Annotated in this window: 14 protein-coding genes, 1 pseudogene and 1 other annotated feature; of the genes and pseudogenes, 9 read left to right on the top strand and 6 right to left on the bottom strand. The window is 66.9% G+C overall.

Annotation, left to right across the window (positions count from 1 at the left end; translation table 11 throughout):
* Position 1 precedes the first annotated feature (1 nt).
* The 4 genes from NFH66_RS06300 to hemA all read right to left on the bottom strand — a co-directional run bounded on the left by NFH66_RS06300 (position 2) and on the right by hemA (position 4020).
* Positions 2–502 carry an Lrp/AsnC ligand binding domain-containing protein gene (locus NFH66_RS06300; RefSeq protein ID WP_349609207.1) on the bottom strand — a complete coding sequence of 167 codons (501 nt, stop codon included), beginning with the start codon at positions 500–502 and terminating at the stop codon, positions 2–4.
* 280 nt (positions 503–782) lie between these two features.
* A complete protein-coding gene (gene prmC, locus NFH66_RS06295; protein WP_349609205.1) occupies positions 783–1649 on the bottom strand; it encodes a peptide chain release factor N(5)-glutamine methyltransferase in 867 nt (288 codons plus the stop codon).
* Position 1650: 1 nt separating this feature from the next.
* Positions 1651–2742 carry a peptide chain release factor 1 gene (prfA, locus tag NFH66_RS06290; protein WP_349609204.1) on the bottom strand — a complete coding sequence of 364 codons (1092 nt, stop codon included), beginning with the start codon at positions 2740–2742 and terminating at the stop codon, positions 1651–1653.
* A gap of 9 nt (positions 2743–2751) precedes the next feature.
* Positions 2752–4020, bottom strand: a complete 1269-nt coding sequence (gene hemA / locus NFH66_RS06285; RefSeq protein WP_349609202.1) for a glutamyl-tRNA reductase — start codon at positions 4018–4020, stop codon at positions 2752–2754.
* Between the two features lie 164 nt (positions 4021–4184).
* Here hemA and NFH66_RS06280 point away from each other — a divergent pair, with 164 nt between their 5' ends.
* From NFH66_RS06280 to NFH66_RS06245, 8 genes and pseudogenes are all read left to right on the top strand, one after another.
* Positions 4185–5939, top strand: a complete 1755-nt coding sequence (locus NFH66_RS06280) for a tetratricopeptide repeat protein (RefSeq protein WP_349609200.1) — start codon at positions 4185–4187, stop codon at positions 5937–5939.
* Complete coding sequence (gene lolB, locus NFH66_RS06275; protein WP_502878642.1) at positions 5936–6583, top strand: lipoprotein insertase outer membrane protein LolB; 648 nt, start codon at positions 5936–5938, stop codon at positions 6581–6583. The genes NFH66_RS06280 and lolB overlap by 4 nt, the downstream gene beginning before the upstream one ends.
* A 16-nt stretch (positions 6584–6599) precedes the next feature.
* Positions 6600–7463 carry a 4-(cytidine 5'-diphospho)-2-C-methyl-D-erythritol kinase gene (gene ispE, locus NFH66_RS06270; protein WP_349609199.1) on the top strand — a complete coding sequence of 288 codons (864 nt, stop codon included), beginning with the start codon at positions 6600–6602 and terminating at the stop codon, positions 7461–7463.
* Positions 7464–7516: 53 nt separating this feature from the next.
* Entirely contained in the window at positions 7517–8458 is a 942-nt protein-coding gene (locus tag NFH66_RS06265) for a ribose-phosphate pyrophosphokinase (protein ID WP_349609198.1), read from the top strand.
* A gap of 154 nt (positions 8459–8612) precedes the next feature.
* On the top strand, positions 8613–9257 hold the full coding sequence (locus NFH66_RS06260; RefSeq protein ID WP_349609197.1) for a 50S ribosomal protein L25/general stress protein Ctc: 645 nt from the start codon (positions 8613–8615) through the stop codon (positions 9255–9257).
* Positions 9258–9344: 87 nt separating this feature from the next.
* On the top strand, positions 9345–9935 hold the full coding sequence (gene pth / locus NFH66_RS06255) for an aminoacyl-tRNA hydrolase (RefSeq protein WP_349609195.1): 591 nt from the start codon (positions 9345–9347) through the stop codon (positions 9933–9935).
* Between the two features lie 151 nt (positions 9936–10086).
* Complete coding sequence (gene ychF, locus NFH66_RS06250; protein ID WP_349609193.1) at positions 10087–11178, top strand: redox-regulated ATPase YchF; 1092 nt, start codon at positions 10087–10089, stop codon at positions 11176–11178.
* Positions 11179–11314: 136 nt separating this feature from the next.
* Positions 11315–12472: pseudogene (locus NFH66_RS06245) on the top strand (IS3 family transposase).
* Positions 11593–11709, top strand: a sequence feature (AL1L pseudoknot). Its footprint overlaps the pseudogene before it by 117 nt.
* Before the next feature lie 372 nt (positions 12473–12844).
* On the opposite strand, the gene istB reads toward NFH66_RS06245, so the two are convergent.
* Both istB and istA read right to left on the bottom strand, forming a co-directional pair.
* Complete coding sequence (gene istB, locus NFH66_RS06240) at positions 12845–13639, bottom strand: IS21-like element helper ATPase IstB (RefSeq protein WP_349609192.1); 795 nt, start codon at positions 13637–13639, stop codon at positions 12845–12847.
* Entirely contained in the window at positions 13639–14961 is a 1323-nt protein-coding gene (gene istA, locus NFH66_RS06235; RefSeq protein WP_502878641.1) for an IS21 family transposase, read from the bottom strand. The genes istB and istA overlap by 1 nt, the downstream gene beginning before the upstream one ends.
* Positions 14962–14976: 15 nt before the next feature.
* Between istA and NFH66_RS06230 the strand changes: the two genes are divergently transcribed.
* On the top strand, positions 14977–16107 hold the full coding sequence (locus NFH66_RS06230; protein ID WP_502878640.1) for a Fic family protein: 1131 nt from the start codon (positions 14977–14979) through the stop codon (positions 16105–16107).
* Positions 16108–16615: the final 508 nt, after the last annotated feature.

The following is a 16615-nucleotide window of genomic DNA, read 5'->3' as shown; positions in this document are numbered from 1 at the left end:
CTCACTTGTCGTCGAACTCCTCGATGTCGGGCACGTGCAGAGAGAACTCCTCCTTGACCTCCTCCATCACCACATAGCTCTTGGACTCCTTGACCCCCGGCAGGGTCAGCACCACGTCGCCGAGCAGCTGGCGATAGGCGGACATCTCGGGAATACGACACTTGAGGATGTAGTCGAACTGCCCCGAGACCAGGTGGCACTCCTGGATCTGGGGCAGGCGCGCCACGGCGCGGCGGAACTCGTCGAACACCGCCGGCGACTGCGTCTCCAGGCTGATCTCGACGAACACCAGCAAGTTGGCCTTGAGCGCCCGGGGGTCGAGCACGGCGCGATAGCCGCGGATCACCCCGGCGCGCTCCAGGCGCTTGACCCGCTCCAGGCAGGGCGTGGTGGAGAGTCCCACCTGGGAGGCGAGATCGACGTAGGAGATGCGGGCATTCTCCTGCAGGCAACGCAGGATCTTGAGGTCGATGCGGTCGAGGGAGCGAGTCTTGGCTTTCATTGTAATGGCAGGCACCGGTCGGCAGAGTCATGAGCGCCGCCGTGGCAGCGAAATTGACTGGAAATCGCCCGACATCACGGCAGCAAACGGAATAATCCTCTGCCGAATGTGTACCACACCCTCGCTTCCACGGCTATCAACGCTTGGTCTGACCCAGAGGTATCGCTGACCATGGCCAGCCCGTTCGAAGCAGTGCTTCTCACCCCTGGCGTAGGACCTCCTCTTCGGCTTGTCCCCAGCGCCCCTTGGTTTCCGTAAATGCGACTGCCTGTGGTCTGACTCAGGCCGGATGGCGCCCCAGGCTGATGCGCTCGTGGCCGCCCAGGTCGCGGCGACTGGCCACCTCGGCATAGCCCGCCGCGACGAGCGCCTCGCGCACCGCCGCGGCCTGCCGAAAGCCGTGCTCCAGCAGCAACCAGCCGCCAGGCAGGAGATAGTCACGCGCCGCGGCCACCAGATGACGCAGGTCGGCCAGGCCTTCATCGCCGGCCACCAGCGCCGAACGCGGCTCGAAGCGCACGTCGCCCGATGCCAGGTGCGGGTCATCCGCGGCGATATAGGGGGGGTTGGAGACGATCAACTCGAAGCCCTCGGCGATCGTCCCCGCGTCCAGGGCCGAGAACCAGTCACTCTCGCGGAACTCGGCATTGGCCAGGGCGTGGCGCGCGGCATTGTGTCGCGCCAGGGCCACCGCCTCGGGGCGCAGCTCCAGCCCCAGCACCCACCAGCCGGGGCGCTCGCTGGCGAAGGCCAGGGCGATGGCGCCGCTGCCGCTGCCCAGGTCGAGCAGCCGCCCGCGGGGGGCCGCCGCCAGGGACAGCGCCGCCGCGACCAGGGTCTCGGTGTCGGGGCGCGGGATCAGGGTGCTGGGGGCGGTGGCCAGGGCCAGCCCCCAGAATTCGCGCTCGCCTGTGAGGTAGGCCACCGGCTCCCCCGCCTCGCGCCGCGCCACCAGCGCCTGGAAACGCCGGGCCGGGGCCTCCTCGGCCTGGCGGTCGCCCCAGGTGTAGAGCCAGGTGCGCTCGACGCCCAGCACATGGCAGAGCAGCACCTCGGCATCGAGGCGGGCCGTCGGCGAACCGGCCGCTACCAGGCGGGCCGCGGCCGCGGCCAGCAGGGTGTCGAGGGTCGCGCTTGCCCCCGCCACGTCAGGCCTCCTGCTGCAGGGCGGCGAGCTGCTCCGCCTGATACTCGTGGATCAGCGGTTCGATCACCTCGTCGAGGTATTCACCGCCGATCACCTCGGCGAGCTTGTAGAGGGTGAGGTTGATGCGGTGGTCGGTGACACGCCCCTGGGGGAAGTTATAGGTACGGATGCGCTCGCTACGATCCCCGGAGCCGACCAGGGAGCGCCGGGTGTCGGCCTGCTGCTGGCGCTGGCTGTCCACGGCATGCTGCTTGAGGCGGGCGGCGAGCAGCGACATCGCCTTGGCACGGTTCTTGTGCTGGCTGCGCTCCTCCTGACACTCGACGACCACGCCGCTGGGCAGGTGCGTGATGCGAATCGCCGAATCGGTGGTGTTGACGTGCTGGCCGCCGGCGCCGCTGGAGCGGAAGGTGTCCACGCGCAGGTCACTCGGGTCGAGGTCGATGTCACCCACCGCCTCCACCTCGGGCATTACCGCCACGGTGCAGGCCGAGGTGTGGATGCGCCCCTGGGACTCGGTAGCCGGCACGCGCTGCACGCGGTGGGCGCCGGATTCGAACTTGAGCCGGGCATAGGCCCCCTCGCCCTTGATACGCGCGATGACCTCCTTGTAGCCGCCCTGTTCACCGTGATTGGCGCTGACCACCTCTACCTTCCAGCCGTGCTTCTCGGCGTAGCGCGAGTACATGCGGAAGAGGTCGCCGGCGAACAGTGCCGCCTCGTCGCCACCGGTGCCGGCGCGCACCTCCAGGAAGACGCCACGGCCATCGTCGGGATCCCTGGGCACCAGCAGGCGCTTGAGGGTCTCCTCCAGGGCGTCACGCTGCTCACGCCCTTCGGCCAGCTCGAGCTCGGCCAGCTCGCGCATCTCGGGGTCACTGTCGGAGGCGAGCTGTGCGGCCTCCTCGATGGTGCCCTCCACGGCGCGATACTCGCGCCATGCCTCCACCAGTGCCTCGAGCTCGGCATATTCTCGGGAGTAGTCGCGGAAACGGGCCTGGTCGCCGAGCACCTCGGGCTCCGACAGCAGGGCGGCGAGCTCCTCGAAGCGCTCACCGAAGGCGTCGAGACGCACACGCAGGGAAGCTTTCATGAATCGGTCCTATCGGATCTTGTCGGGAGTCGCCTCGAGCAGCAGCACGCTGGCCGCCTCGAGCAGGTCATGGCGTTCGGCGGAGGCGGCCTCGCGCAGCGCCACGGTGGGACCGTGCAGCAGCCGGTTGGTGAGCTGGTAGGCCAGCCGGCGCACCACGGCCTCGGGATCCTCGCCATTCCCCAGGCGTGCCAGGGCCTGCTCCAGGGAGTGGTCACGCCGTGACTCGCCGCGGGAGCGGTAGTCGTGAATCAGCTCGCCGCCGCTGCGGACGCGCCGGTCATGCAACCAGGCCCCCACGCCATGCTCGATCAGCGACTCCGCCTGGTCGGCGGCCACCTGGCGGTGGCGGCGATTCTCCGCGATCACCTCCTGAAGATCATCCACCGTATAAAGGAAGATGTCGGCGAGCTGGCCCACCTCGGGCTCGATATCCCGGGGCACGGCGATGTCGACCATGAAGATCGGCCGGTGACGGCGCTTCTTCAGCGCCCGCTCCACCATGCCCTTGCCGAGGATCGGCAGCGGGGCCGCCGTGGAGGAGATGACGATATCGGCGTTAACCAGGGCATCGGGGATGGCGTCCAGGGTGATCGCCTGGCCGCCCAGCGGTGCGGCCAGAAGCTCCCCCCTCTCGCGGGTGCGGTTGGCCACGGTAAGCTGGCTGACGCCCGCCTCTACCAGGTGGCGGGCCACCAGCTCGATGGTCTCGCCGGCGCCGATCAGCAGTGCCCGGGCACGACCGAAGTCATCGAAGATGCGGCTCGCCAGGCTCACCGCCGCATAGGCCACCGACACCGGGTTGCGGCCAATGCCGGTCTCGGTGCGCACCTGCTTGGCCACGGAGAAGGTGTGCTGGAACAGGCACTCCAGCTCCTTGCCCAGGCCACGCCCCAGGCGGCTGGCCTGGTAGGCGTCCTTGAGCTGGCCGAGTATCTGCGGCTCGCCCAGCACCATGGAGTCCAGGCCCACAGCCACCCGCATCAGGTGGCGAGCGGCATCATGTTCCAGGTAGTGGTAGGCGCACTTCGCGAGGTCGTCGACCGGCAGACCGTGGAAACGGCCCAGCCAGTGCAGGATGGCCACCTCCCCTTCGGGCTCGGTCACGCAGTAGAGCTCGGTGCGATTGCAGGTGGAGAGGACAGCCGCCTCCTTTACCTCGGGCAGGCCACGCAGTTCGCCCAGCGCGGCATCCAGCTCGGCGGGGTCGAAGGCCACCTGCTCGCGCACCTCCACGGTGGCGGTTCGGTGATTGATTCCAAGGGCAAGCAGCGTCATGCGTCGGGCATCTTGAACGTGGGGTGTGCGGCCGTTACGGCCTCGCGATCGAGGCGCGTGGATTCTATCACAGCCGAAAGGCGAAGGGCGCACCCCACCGCTTGCCTTTGCCCACGCCGGCCGAGCCGTTATGCTGAGGCCACCGCACCGCAAGCGAGACCCCCATGGCCCGCGCCCCGCTTTCCCTGTTATCCCTGTCTCTGGCGATGCCGGCACTGGCCCTGATGCTGGCCGGCTGCCAGGCGTGGCCGCTCGCCGACGACGATGCCTCGCTGATGGAGGACCCGCTGGCCGGTGCCCCGCCCATCGAGCGCGGCCTCGACGCAGAAGGCCTGGCCGGGCTGCTTACCGCGGAGCTGGCCGGCCAGCGCGGTGATTACCGACGTGCGGCCGAGGGCTATCTTACCGCAAGCCAACGCTACCACAGCGCCGGCCTGGCGGAGCGGGCGGCGCTTGCCGCCAGCTTCGGCAACGAACCCGAGCTGCTCGACCGGGCCGCCCGGGAGTGGCAGGTGCTGGCTCCCGGCAGCCTCGCGCCGGCCCGACTGCTGGCCGGCCTCGCCGTGCAGCGCGGCGACTGGGACGAAGCCCTGCGCCAGCGCCTGGCGCTGGTCCGAGAAGGCGGCGACAGCGAGATCTCGTCGCTGGTCGAGTCCGCCCTGGCCACCAACGCCGACCCGGCCCCACTCCTCGCCAGGCTACGCGACCACCTGGCCACGGCGCCCGAGGACGCCCGCCGCCATGACGCCGAGCTCGCCACTGCGCTGCTCGAGGTGGCCGTGGGCGAGACGGCCGCCGCCGAGCGGCGCCTCGACCGCCTGGGGGCGCGCGCGCCCGAGTTGCCCGCGCTGTGGCTGACTCGCACCCGGCTGGCCCAGGAGGCGCAGGACCCGCTCGCCGCGCGCACCGCCGCGCGCCGCGGCCTCGACGTCTCTCCGGGCGATGCACGCTTCATCCTGCTGCTGGCCCAGAGCGAGCTGCGCCTGGGCAACGTCGCCGCCGCCGAGGCGCAGACCGATGCCCTGCTCGAAGCGCATGCCGGCGACAGCGCACTGACCATCGGCCTGGCCCGCCTTTACCTGGATGAAGGGCACCACGAGCCGGCACGCCGCCTGCTGCTGCCGTTGGTGGACACCCCCGAGCCCCCGCCCGACGCCTTCCTGCTGCTGGGCGATATCGCCCGCGCCGAGGGCGAGGCCGACAACGCCCTGCTCTATTATCGCCAGGTGCCGCCGGAGCAGGGTTTCCTGCTCAGCCGGCTGCGAGCCGCCGAGATGCTGGTCGAGAATGATCGGCTGGATGACGCCCGCGCCTTCCTGCGCGTCGAGCGGCTGCGCCACGACGACTGGTTCGACGACCTGCTCTCCCTGGAGATCGAGCTGCTCGACCGCGAGGGGCTCAGCCAGGACGCCAGCGCCCTGCTCGACCGCGAACTGACGCGCACTCCCAACGACGAACAACTGCTCTACCTGCGTGGCATGCGCGCCTGGGAGGCGGGCGACCTGGCGGGCATGGAGCGCGACCTCGGGCGCATCATCGAACGCAACCCCGACAACGCCATGGCCCTCAACGCCCTGGGCTACACCCTCGCCGACCAGGGCCCCGAGGACCGTCTCGACGAGGCCCGCGAACTGGTCGAGCGCGCCCATGAGCTCGAGCCCGACAGCCCGGCGATCCTCGACAGCATGGGCTGGGTCAGCTATCGCCAGGGCGACCCCCAGGAGGCCTTGCCCTGGCTCGAGCGCGCCTATCGCGCCATGCCCGACCAGGAGATCGCCGCCCACCTGGCCGAGGTGCTGTGGGCCCTGAAGCGCCACGCGGAGGCCCGCGACCTGGTTCGTGAGGCCCTCGAGCGTTTCGACGACCACCCGCTGATCGACGACCTGCTGCAACGCATCCCCGGGATTGCCCCCCGATGACACGCCCAACCGACCCCGAGGCCGCCATGCCACGCCGACACCCGCTTCGACTCACCGCCGCCCTGCTACTGATGACCCTGGCCGCCGGCTGTGCCCGCCAGGCACCGCTGCCCGAGGGGGAGCGAGGCCCGGGGCAGTGGCAAGCCCAGGAGGCGCGCATCGAGTCACTGGATACCTGGCAACTGGCCGGCAAGGCCGGGCTGCGCACCCCCGAGGACTCCACCAGCGCCAACCTCGACTGGAACCAGCATCCCCACTACTACCGCCTGCTTATCAGCGGCCCCTTCGGCAGCGGTCGCAGCACCCTGGAGGGCCGCGAGGGTCGCTTCTCGCTGACCACCGCGGAGGGTCGCTTCGAGGCCGAGACCCCCGAGGCGTTGATGGAGCAGCAGTTGGGCTGGTCGCTGCCGCTGGGCGCACTGTCGGACTGGATTCGCGGCCTGCCCGGCGACGCCAGCGAACATCGCCTGGAGGAGGACGAACTGGGCTTCCCGGCGCGCCTCGAGCAGGATGGCTGGGAAGTCGCCTACCGCGACTGGACCCGCACCGACGGCCTGTGGCTGCCGCGTCGCCTGGTGATGACCTACGGCGAGCTGCGCGTGACCCTGGTGGTCAACGCCTGGCACCCCGTCGTCGATGAGTGAGCGGGGAGACGCCAGCATGCTCACGCCACACGCCGGGTCGCTGGTCCTGCCGGCGCCCGCCAAGCTCAACCGCATGCTGCACATCACCGGGCGACGCACGGACGGCTACCACGAGCTCCAGACGCTATTCCAGTTCCTCGACCACGGCGACACCCTGCGCCTGACCCTGCGCGAGGATGGCGAGATCCGGCTGGCGCCGGAGATTCCCGGCGTGCCCCATGACCACAACCTGATCGTACGAGCGGCACGCCGGCTCCAGGCCGTGAGCGGCTCTCCGCTGGGTGTCGATATCCATCTCGAGAAGCGCCTGCCCATGGGCGGCGGCCTGGGCGGTGGCAGCTCCGATGCCGCCACCGTCCTGCTCGGCCTCGACGCGCTCTGGGGGCTGGGACTGTCGCTCGACCGCCTCGCCGAGCTGGGCCTGGCGCTGGGCGCCGATGTGCCGGTCTTCGTGCGCGGCCGCGCCGCCTGGGCCGAAGGGGTCGGCGAGCACCTCACTCCGGTGGATCTCGACACGCCCTGGTTCGTGGTGGTGCACCCCGGCATCGAGGTGGCCACCCCGGCGGTATTCCAGGCCCCTGAATTGACACGCCACACCCCCCCTATTACCATGGCGCGCGCCCTGCAGGGGGGAGCGTCCAGTTGGCGCAACGACTGCGAGGCCACGGTCAGGTCTCTCTATCCGCCGGTAGCCGCAACCCTGGACTGGCTGGCACGACGAGCCCCGACCCTGTTGACCGGCACGGGCGCATGCGTCTTCGCCAGTCTGGCAGACGAGCAGCAGTCCGACCGACTGCTGGCCGAGATCGACGGTCGCTGGCAGGCCTTCAAGGCCCGCGGCCTGAACCGTTCTCCACTGCATGACGCTCTGGATCGCTGATCGCATCCGCTCCAAACCCCCGATGACCCAACACACTGCATAGGTGGCCGCGCGTGTCAAAATTGATGGTTTTCGCCGGGAACGCCAATCCCGAACTCGCCCGCAAGATCGCCGAGAGTCTGGACACCCGCCAGGGCAACGCCACGGTTGGCCAGTTCAGCGATGGCGAGATTGCGGTCGAGATCAATGAGAACGTACGCGGCAAGGATGTCTTCGTCCTGCAGTCCACCTGTGCCCCGACCAATGACAACCTGATGGAGCTGATCCTGATGATAGACGCCCTGCGCCGGGCCTCTGCATCGCGGATCACCGCCGTAGTGCCCTACTTCGGTTATGCCCGTCAGGACCGCCGGGTACGCTCGGCGCGGGTGCCGATCTCGGCCAAGATCGTGGCCGACATGATGGTCAAGGCCGGCGTGGATCGCGTGATGACCATGGACCTCCATGCCGACCAGATTCAGGGCTTCTTCGACGTGCCGGTGGACAACGTCTACGGCTCGCCGATCCTGCTCGACGACATCGAGCGCCAGAACTACGAGAACCTGGTGGTGGTCTCCCCCGACGTGGGCGGCGTGGTGCGCGCCCGTGCCATCGCCAAGCAGCTCAACGCCGACCTCGCCATTATCGACAAGCGCCGCCCCGCGGCCAATCAGGCCCAGGTAATGCACATTATCGGCGAGATCGAGGGTCGCAACTGCGTGGTGGTGGACGACATGATCGATACCGCCGGCACCCTGTGCAAGGCCGGCGAGGCACTCAAGGACCACGGCGCCGAGCGCGTGGTGGCCTATGCCACCCACCCCATCCTCTCGGGCCCGGCGGTCGATAACATCATCGGCTCGGTACTCGACGAGGTCGTGGTCACCGACACCATTCCGCTGGCCGACATCGCCCGGCGCAGTGGCAAGATCCGCCAGCTGAGCGTCGCCGGCCTGATCGCCGAGGCGATCCGCCGAGTGAGCAACGAAGAATCCGTCAGCGCCATGTTCCATTGAGGGAGCTCCACTGAGAGAGCTCCATTGAGAGAGCTCCACTGGGAGCACCCCTCTGGGGAACAGGCGCCGGAAAGCGCCCTTCGGGGCATCCGGAAGCATCAGGGCTCTGGTCGCGGTCCCTGACGCTTTCTTACTGCAAGCAAGAGGCAATTCCATGTCCGATTTCACTATTAACGCCAGCGCTCGTAACGACCTGGGGAAAGGTGCGAGCCGCCGCCTGCGTCGTGCGAACGAGCGGGTTCCCGCCATCGTCTATGGTGGTGAGAAGGAGCCCCAGCCGATCTCCGTCGAGAAGGCCGCCTTCTACAAGGCGATCGAGGAAGAGGTGTTCTTCTCCTCCATCCTCAACCTGGTGATCGACGGCAAGAGCGAGCAGGTCGTGGTGCGTGACCTGCAGCGTCACCCCTTCAAGCCGCTGATCACCCACGTCGACTTCCTGCGCGTGGCGGCCAACCAGGTGTTCACCACCCGCGTGCCGCTGCACATCGCCGGCGAAGAGGCCTGTGTGGGCATCAAGGACCAGGACGGCGAGCTGCATCAGCTGGCTTCCGAGGTCGAGATCAGCTGCCTGCCCAAGGACCTGCCCGACTACCTGGAGATCGACATCAGCGCCCTCGAGGTCGGTGCCATCAAGCACCTCTCCGACCTGAGCCTGCCGGCCGGCGTGACCATCCCGGCGCTGGCGCTGGGCGAGGACCACGACGGCCCGGTGCTGAGCATCGTCAAGGCCAAGGTCCGCTCCGCGGGTGATGACGCGGAAGGTGCCGAGGGCGGCGAAGAAGGCGAGCAGGGCGAGTGATCCTTACCCGCTCCGGGGCCGCGCCAGACGCGGCCCCTCTGCTGATGATCAAGCGCCTCGGCGCTTGATTTTTTTTGGAGGTGACACATGAGTCAGGTCAGAGCGATCATCGGACTGGGCAACCCCGGCGCCGACTATGAGGCCACCCGTCACAACGCCGGGGCCTGGCTGGTGGAGGCCGTGGCGCGCCGCGCCGGCGGTGCGCTGCGCGCCGATCGCAAGTTCATGGGCCTGCATGCCAGGGTCCAGTTCGAGGGGCGCGACCTCCACCTGCTCAACCCCACCACCTTCATGAACCGCAGCGGCGATGCGGTGGCGGCACTCTGTCAATTCTACAAGCTGGCACCCGATGAGCTGCTGGTGGTTCATGACGAGCTCGACCTGCCGCCGGGCAGCGCCCGCTACAAGACCGGCGGCGGCCACGGCGGCCACAACGGCCTGCGCGACATCATCAGTGCACTGGGCAACGAGCGCGGCTTTCACCGCCTGCGCCTCGGCATCGGCCACCCCGGGGACTCGCGCCAGGTAACGAACTACGTGCTGGGGCGCCCCGGCAAGGCCGAACACGCCGCCATCGAGGCCACCATCGACGAGAGCCTGGCCACCCTGCCCGACGCCCTCGACGGCGAATGGGCGAAGGCCATGAACCGGCTGCACAGCTTTTCAGCCGCCGGCTGAATGAACCACCACCCAACTATTGGGGGGGGGCCAGTTCAGGCAGACTCTTGCTCCCAGGGGGGCCTTGCCGCTCAAAGCTTAGAGCTTACCGCTTTTATCTCGTAGAATAGTCGCCACTTTCTACTCGCGTACACGCTTCCAGGATGATCCCATGGGTTTCAACTGCGGTATCGTCGGCCTGCCCAATGTCGGCAAGTCGACCCTCTTCAACGCCCTGACCAAGTCCGGCATCGATGCCGAGAACTTCCCCTTCTGCACCATCGAGCCCAATGTGGGCATCGTGCCGATGCCCGACCCGCGACTCGACAAGCTGGCGGAGATCGTCAAGCCGCAGAAGGTGCTGCCGACCACCATGGAGTTCGTGGATATCGCCGGCCTGGTCGCCGGCGCCTCCAAGGGCGAGGGCCTTGGCAACAAGTTCCTGGCCAACATCCGCGAGACCCAGGCCATCGCCCATGTGGTGCGCTGCTTCGAGAACGACAACATCATCCACGTCGCCAACCAGGTCGACCCGCGGGCCGATATCGAGATCATCAACATGGAGCTGGCGCTGGCCGACCTCGACACCGTGGAGCGCGCCATCCAGCGCCTGGTGCGGGTGGCCAAGGGCGGCGACAAGGAGGCCATCGCCACCAAGGCGATCCTCGAGCGCATCCAGCCCCACCTGGCCGAGGGCATGCCGCTGAGGAGCTTCGGGCTCAGCGACGACGAGCAGCACCAGCTCAAGGGATTCGGCTTCCTGACCCTCAAGCCCACCATGTACATCGCCAACGTCAACGAAGATGGCTTCGCCGACAATCCCTATCTCGACGTGGTCCGCGAGATCGCCGAGCAGGAGGGCGCCGTGGTGGTGCCGGTATGCAACCAGCTCGAAGCCGAGATCGCCGAACTCGATGACGAGGAGCGCGCCATGTTCCTCGACGAGATGGGCATGGCCGAACCCGGGCTCGACCGCGTGATCCGCGCCGGCTACGCCCTGCTGGGCCTGCAGACCTACTTCACCGCTGGCGTGAAGGAGGTGCGCGCTTGGACCGTGAAGGTGGGCGCCACCGCCCCCGAGGCCGCCGGGGTGATCCATACCGACTTCCAGAAGGGCTTCATCCGCGCCGAGGTCATCGCCTACGACGACTTCGTCTCGCTGGGCGGCGAGCAGGGCGCCAAGGACGCCGGCAAGTGGCGCCTGGAGGGCAAGGAGTACATCGTCAAGGACGGCGACGTGATCCACTTCCGCTTCAACGTCTGATTATTTTTTCTGAGCTCAGGAGCGTTCGGTAGCGCTTGGTGGACTGGGCAGGCCATTTGCAATCAATGGCTTGCCAAACAATACGGTGAACCGTACCGGAATTCCCGGAGGCTCCAAACATTGAGAGGATGGAGCCATGAACACTTCCAAGCGATATGCCCCAGAGGTCCGTCAGCGGGCCGTCCGCATGGTCTTCGACCACGAGGCCGACTACCCCTCCCAATGGGCGGCCATCGGCGCCATTGCCCCCAAGATCGGCTGCACACCGGAGACGCTGCGTAGTTGGGTTCGTCAGGCCGAACGTGATGCGGGACGTCGAGAAGGCACGACCACTACTGAGCGCGAGCGGATCAAGGCCCTGGAGCGCGAGAATCGCGAGTTAAAGCAGGCCAACGAGATTCTCCGCAAGGCCTCCACGTATTTTGCCCAGGCGGAGCTCGACCGCCGCGGCAAGTGATGATCGAGTTCATCGATGATCACCGGGAGTCGTACGGGGTCGAGCCGATCTGCCGCATCCTGCCGATCGCCCCGTCGACACATCCAGCGTGATCGCTGGCTGAGTGCCGAAACCCAGCACGTCTGGGACGAGAACTTCGGTGTCTGCGGTATCCGCAAGGTCTGGCGACAATTGCATCGAGAAGCGATTCCCACCGCTCGTTGCACCGTCGAGCGCCTGATGCGTTGGATGGGGCTGCGAGGCGTGGTGAGAGGCAAGCCGGTCCGTACGACCGTACCATACCCCAACAAGGCCTCTCCGGCGGACCTGGTGCGACGGCAGTTTCAACCAGCTCAGCCAAATGCGCTGTGGGTGTCGGATTTCACCTATGTTGCGACCTGGCAGGGGTTCGTGTACGTCGCTTTCGTCATCGGTGCCTTTGCCCGCCGGATCATCGGCTGGCGAGTCTCCCGCTCTCCCCGCACCGACATGGTGCTGGAGGCACTGGAACAAGTGTCTCATGAACGGCCTCAGCGACCTGACGGCGACTTGATTCACCATAGCGTCAGGGGCGTCCAGTATGTTTCGATTCAATACACAGAGCGCTTGGAGGACGCCGGCGTCGCCCCGTCTGTCGGGAATGTCGGTGACTCATATGACAATGCACTGGCCGAGGCGGTGATCGGGTTGTTCAAGACGGAGGGCATCCGCCGAAACGGGCCATGGCGGCACCTGGAAGCTGTTGAGTTCGCCACCCTGGAGTGGGTCGACTGGTTCAATCATCGACGGCTCCTGGAGCCGATCGGCAACATACCGCCTGCTGAGCGAGAAGCGCTGTATTATGAGCAACAGGGTTAGGCCAAGAGGACGGCCTGACTCAAACCAACGAGTCTCCGAGAAAGCCGGTACGGTTCACCGGGCGATGAAATCAGAGGGTTTGATCGAATCGACCGGCAAGGGGCGTGGAACAAAGTGGCGCCGCACCCATCAATTGGGTGACAAATGAGTACTCAAAAAAAGGTCTTCAGCCACGGCATCCGCGATAATTACACCTGCGGCAACGTGTCCGCGCTCCTGGCCGGGAAAATAGCTGCAGGTAGCCAGGACTTCCTCATCGCCAGGGAGGATGCTAGACATGTCTAAATCCGAGACACAGACACGGGCCGAGCTGATCGACCTGTCAAGCGACATCAGAAACTGACCCCCTGGCGACAGTGAAATCTGACCCCCTTACCTGACGACCTGCTCGTGATGGTGGATGGTGTCGGGCTTGATCAGCCCGGCCTTGCGTTTGGCACGCAGTCGGTAACTGTCGCCGCGGATGGTGATGACGTGGCTGTGATGCAGCAGTCGGTCAAGGATCGCCGTGGCGACCACGGCGTCACCGAACACCTCGCCCCACTCGCTGACCGCCCGGTTGCTGGTCACCAGTAGGCTTCCGCGTTCGTAACGCCGGGTGACCAGCTGGAAGAACAGGTTGGCCGCCCCCGGCTCCAGCGGCAGGTAGCCCAGTTCGTCGATGATCAAGAGCTTGGGCTTGGCGAAGTGCCTCAGCCGCTCCTCCAGGGCGCCGTTGGCATGGGCCTGGACCAGCTGGGTGATCAGTGCCGTGGCGGTGGTGAACAGCACCGAGTAGCCGGCCTTGACTGCTTCCCGACCCAGTGCCACGGCGAGGTGGCTCTTGCCCACGCCCGGCGGGCCCAGCAGCAGCAGGGCATCGCCGTTGGCGATCCAGCGCCCGCAGGCCAGTTCACGGATCTGGCCGGGATCCACGGCAGGCTGGGCGCTGAAGTCGAAGCCCTCCAGGGTGCGCAGGAACGGGAAGCGGGCGATGCTCAGCCCCATCTGGATGCGTCGCTGTTCCTTGTGGGCCACCTCCTGTTCGCACAGGTAGGCCAGCGTCTCGCGCAGGGTCAACTCCCGGCGTGCGGCCTCGTCGAGCAGCGTGTCGAGCCGCTCACGGATGGCGGTCAGCTTGAGACGCGTCAGCATGGCGTCCAGGCGCTCGATGTCTGGCGTCGTCATCACCAGCCACCTCCCACCACGGCGTCGTACTCAGTCAGGTCGCGCTGCAGCGCGGCCGGCGGAACTGCCGCCGATGGCAAGGTTGCCACGACCTCGCTGGGCGACACGGCGCCTCCGGTGTCCGCCTTGGGCGGCCGGTAGCCGACAATGCCCTGTAGGTGCTCCGGCAGGCAGCGCACCTGGCGACGCCCGCCCAGCTCCGGGTGGCGGGCCACCTCGCGGCCGGCGTGATGCACCCGCAGTTCGCCGTCGGTCACGCTGACCTGGACGGGCTCACCGATCAGGCGCCAGGGCACGCTGTAGCGGTTGGTGTCGACCTCCACGGTGGCATCGCGCTGGACCCGACGGTTCAGTTCTCGGGCCTGCTCGAAGGGCGCCCGGTCGTTCAGCGGCTGCAGGCTGGCCTGCTCGGCAGTGAAGCGCACCGCTGGCAGCTCGCCGGTGGTGCCGTGGACCCGCTGGTCGGCGATCTCACGCATCCACCAGATCAGGTGGGCCTCCAGCGCCGCCCAGGAGGCGAAGGTCCGGCCGGCGATGGCGTTACGTTTCACATAGCCGACGCCACGCTCGTCCTTGCCCTTGGTGCGGGCGCGGTACGGCGCACAGGCCACCGGCCGGAACCCCCAGTAGCGGGCAAAGGTCGCCAGCCGCTCGTTGAACACCACCTCGCGGGTCGCAGCGTTGTGGTGATCGACCAGCGCCCGGGCGTTATCCAGCAGTACCTGCTCCGGCACGCCGCCAAAGTGGCGGAAGGCGCCGTCCAGGCCGGCGAACCACGCCGACTGCCGCTCGTGCCGGAAGGCGCGGACGTAGTGGCGGCGGGAGTAGCCCAGGGTGGCGACAAACAGGAAGACCTTGACCGACTCCCCATTGATGGTGATGTGGCGGCTGCCGAAGTCGATCTGGAGCTGCTTCCCGGGCGGAGTCTCGAACCTCACCGTGGCCTTGGCTTCGGCGGCCAGGGCCTGACGGAAGGGCGCGCAGGCGCGTTCCACCGTACGCAGGCTGACCGTGACGCCGTGTTCGAGCTGCAGGTCCTGCAGGACCACGGCGGCGTTGCCGGCATGCTGCAGGAAGCGGGCCTTCAGCCATTCCTCCAGCCCTTCCAGCGACTTGCTGCGCTGCGGGCTCGCGTAGGGCGCCCAGCCGCCCTGGCGCAGGTAGCGCTTGACGGTGTTCCTGCTGACACCGAGTTCATCGGCGATGCGTTTCGTCCCCCAGCCACAGGCCTTCAGGCGCAGCATGGCGGCGACATCCTCTGGGCTCTGCATCGGTTCCCCTCGTACCTGAGTGTGGGGAACGTTATATCCGGATTTCTTCATGGGCGGACCCTCCTGATGAGCTTACGGAGGGGTCAGTTCTCCGTGTCGCCTGGGGGTCAGTTTTACGTGTCGCCTGACAGGAGGGATCTCGGCATCTTGCTGGGACGGTCGGGAGCCCTGACATCCGCGGATGACCAGGACGCTGAGGCAAGAGCCGCTCTGGATACGCTATTGCAGAATATCGTCACCTCCTCGGCCATCGAGGGGGAGCGGCTCAATGTGGCGTCAGTTCGCTCATCCCTGGCCCGGCGCCTTGGCGTGGAGGAAGCAGAGGGGGTGACGTCACCACGTTCCGAAGGCCTGGCGGAGCTAATGCTGGATGCCACCTTCAAGCCTGACACGCCGCTGGACACCAAGAGGCTGTTTCAGTGGCATCGGTGGTTGTTCCCTGATGCTGACGCCGGCTTGACGACGCTAAGGCCCGGGCAGTGGCGCGGGGTGGAGCCCATGCAGGTGGTCTCGGGTCGCCTCGATCGTCCCAAGGTGCATTTCGAGGCACCGCCGCGTGAGGGGTTGGAGCATGAGGTTGATCAGTTCCTCGCGTGGTTCGAGTCCAGCCGTCATGACCCCGAGTTGGATCCCCTGGTTCGGGCGGGCATGGCACACTTCTGGTTTGTGACGCTGCATCCGTTTGAAGATGGCAACGGCCGGATTGCTCGGGCCATCGCCGATCGCGCCTTGGCGCAGGCGGATCAGCAGAGTATCCGCCTGTATGCCATGTCGGCGGCCATCCTGAAGCGCCGCGCCGACTACTATTGCCGCCTGGAAGCGAGCCAGCATGGCACGCCAGACCTGACGGCCTGGCTTGTCTGGTTCCTGGAGATTCTGGATGCCACCTTGCTGGATGTCCTGGACAAGGTAGAGCGGACACTGGCCAAGGCCCACTTCTGGCAGAATTTCAGGGCGGCCGGCCTGTTGCCTGAGCAGGTGACAGTGCTGAACCGCCTGCTGGATGGCGGTGAGCGAGGCTTCGAACACGGCATCAGTGCGTCGCAGTACCAGAAAGTCGCCAAGGTCAGTAAGGCAACCGCCACCCGTCACCTCGCTGGGCTGGTCGAGAAGGGTTGCTTGGTGAAGCTTCCCGGAGGTGGTCGCAGCACGCGCTATCAGGTGTCGGAACGGCTCCGTCAGAACGACGGGGAGTAGGCGTCACCCACGACGGCGGGGCGCTCCTGAAGATACGTATCCTCTGCCTTCGGCAGCTCCAGGAAGGTCGTCCACGAGGGACGCACAGGACGCAGGGTGACCACGTTCCCCTTCCGAGAGATGGCCAACTCCTCTACGCCTTCATAAGCCATGTCAGCCGGTAGGCACACTACCTGATCCCCTTCGAGGGTATGGATCGGTACAGTCCGCATCTGGCTCAGCCTCTGGTGTCACGGTGGGTGTGAGAGGAAATTATGGTCAATTATTGTCTCGAGTATAATTCATGGCCATGATGCAAAGAAAAAGAGGGTTTGTTTTCTGTGAGGTGCCGTGATGAAACGAGGAAGATGGAGCGCCGAGCCATGCTGTTGAGGGAGCTACCCCCGATAACCCCCGAGATCGCCTGAAGGGTTCGGTGCAGGGGTACCAGGAGCCGTTTGAGCCAGTGGGCCTCGAGGATTGGGAGGCACATGACAATCATGCTGCTATTAGCGCGGCTGTACTGCGG

The organism is Halomonas sp. H10-9-1 (assembly GCF_040147005.1).
GTDB lineage: Bacteria > Pseudomonadota > Gammaproteobacteria > Pseudomonadales > Halomonadaceae > Halomonas.
Note: the sequence above shows the minus strand (reverse complement) of the source record. Positions and strands in the feature narration are given on the sequence as shown.

Bases quoted from the DNA above. Each gene is read 5' to 3' on its own strand.
- NFH66_RS06300 (WP_349609207.1), bottom strand. From the start codon at position 502: ATGAAAGCCAAGACTCGCTCCCTCGACCGCATCGACCTCAAGATCCTG.
- prfA (WP_349609204.1), bottom strand. From the start codon at position 2,742: ATGAAAGCTTCCCTGCGTGTGCGTCTCGACGCCTTCGGTGAGCGCTTC.
- hemA (WP_349609202.1), bottom strand. From the start codon at position 4,020: ATGACGCTGCTTGCCCTTGGAATCAATCACCGAACCGCCACCGTGGAG.
- NFH66_RS06280 (WP_349609200.1), top strand. From the start codon at position 4,185: ATGGCCCGCGCCCCGCTTTCCCTGTTATCCCTGTCTCTGGCGATGCCG.
- lolB (WP_502878642.1), top strand. From the start codon at position 5,936: ATGACACGCCCAACCGACCCCGAGGCCGCCATGCCACGCCGACACCCG.
- ispE (WP_349609199.1), top strand. From the start codon at position 6,600: ATGCTCACGCCACACGCCGGGTCGCTGGTCCTGCCGGCGCCCGCCAAG.
- NFH66_RS06260 (WP_349609197.1), top strand. From the start codon at position 8,613: ATGTCCGATTTCACTATTAACGCCAGCGCTCGTAACGACCTGGGGAAA.
- pth (WP_349609195.1), top strand. From the start codon at position 9,345: ATGAGTCAGGTCAGAGCGATCATCGGACTGGGCAACCCCGGCGCCGAC.
- ychF (WP_349609193.1), top strand. From the start codon at position 10,087: ATGGGTTTCAACTGCGGTATCGTCGGCCTGCCCAATGTCGGCAAGTCG.
- istB (WP_349609192.1), bottom strand. From the start codon at position 13,639: ATGACGACGCCAGACATCGAGCGCCTGGACGCCATGCTGACGCGTCTC.
- istA (WP_502878641.1), bottom strand. From the start codon at position 14,961: ATGAAGAAATCCGGATATAACGTTCCCCACACTCAGGTACGAGGGGAA.
- NFH66_RS06230 (WP_502878640.1), top strand. From the start codon at position 14,977: ATGAGCTTACGGAGGGGTCAGTTCTCCGTGTCGCCTGGGGGTCAGTTT.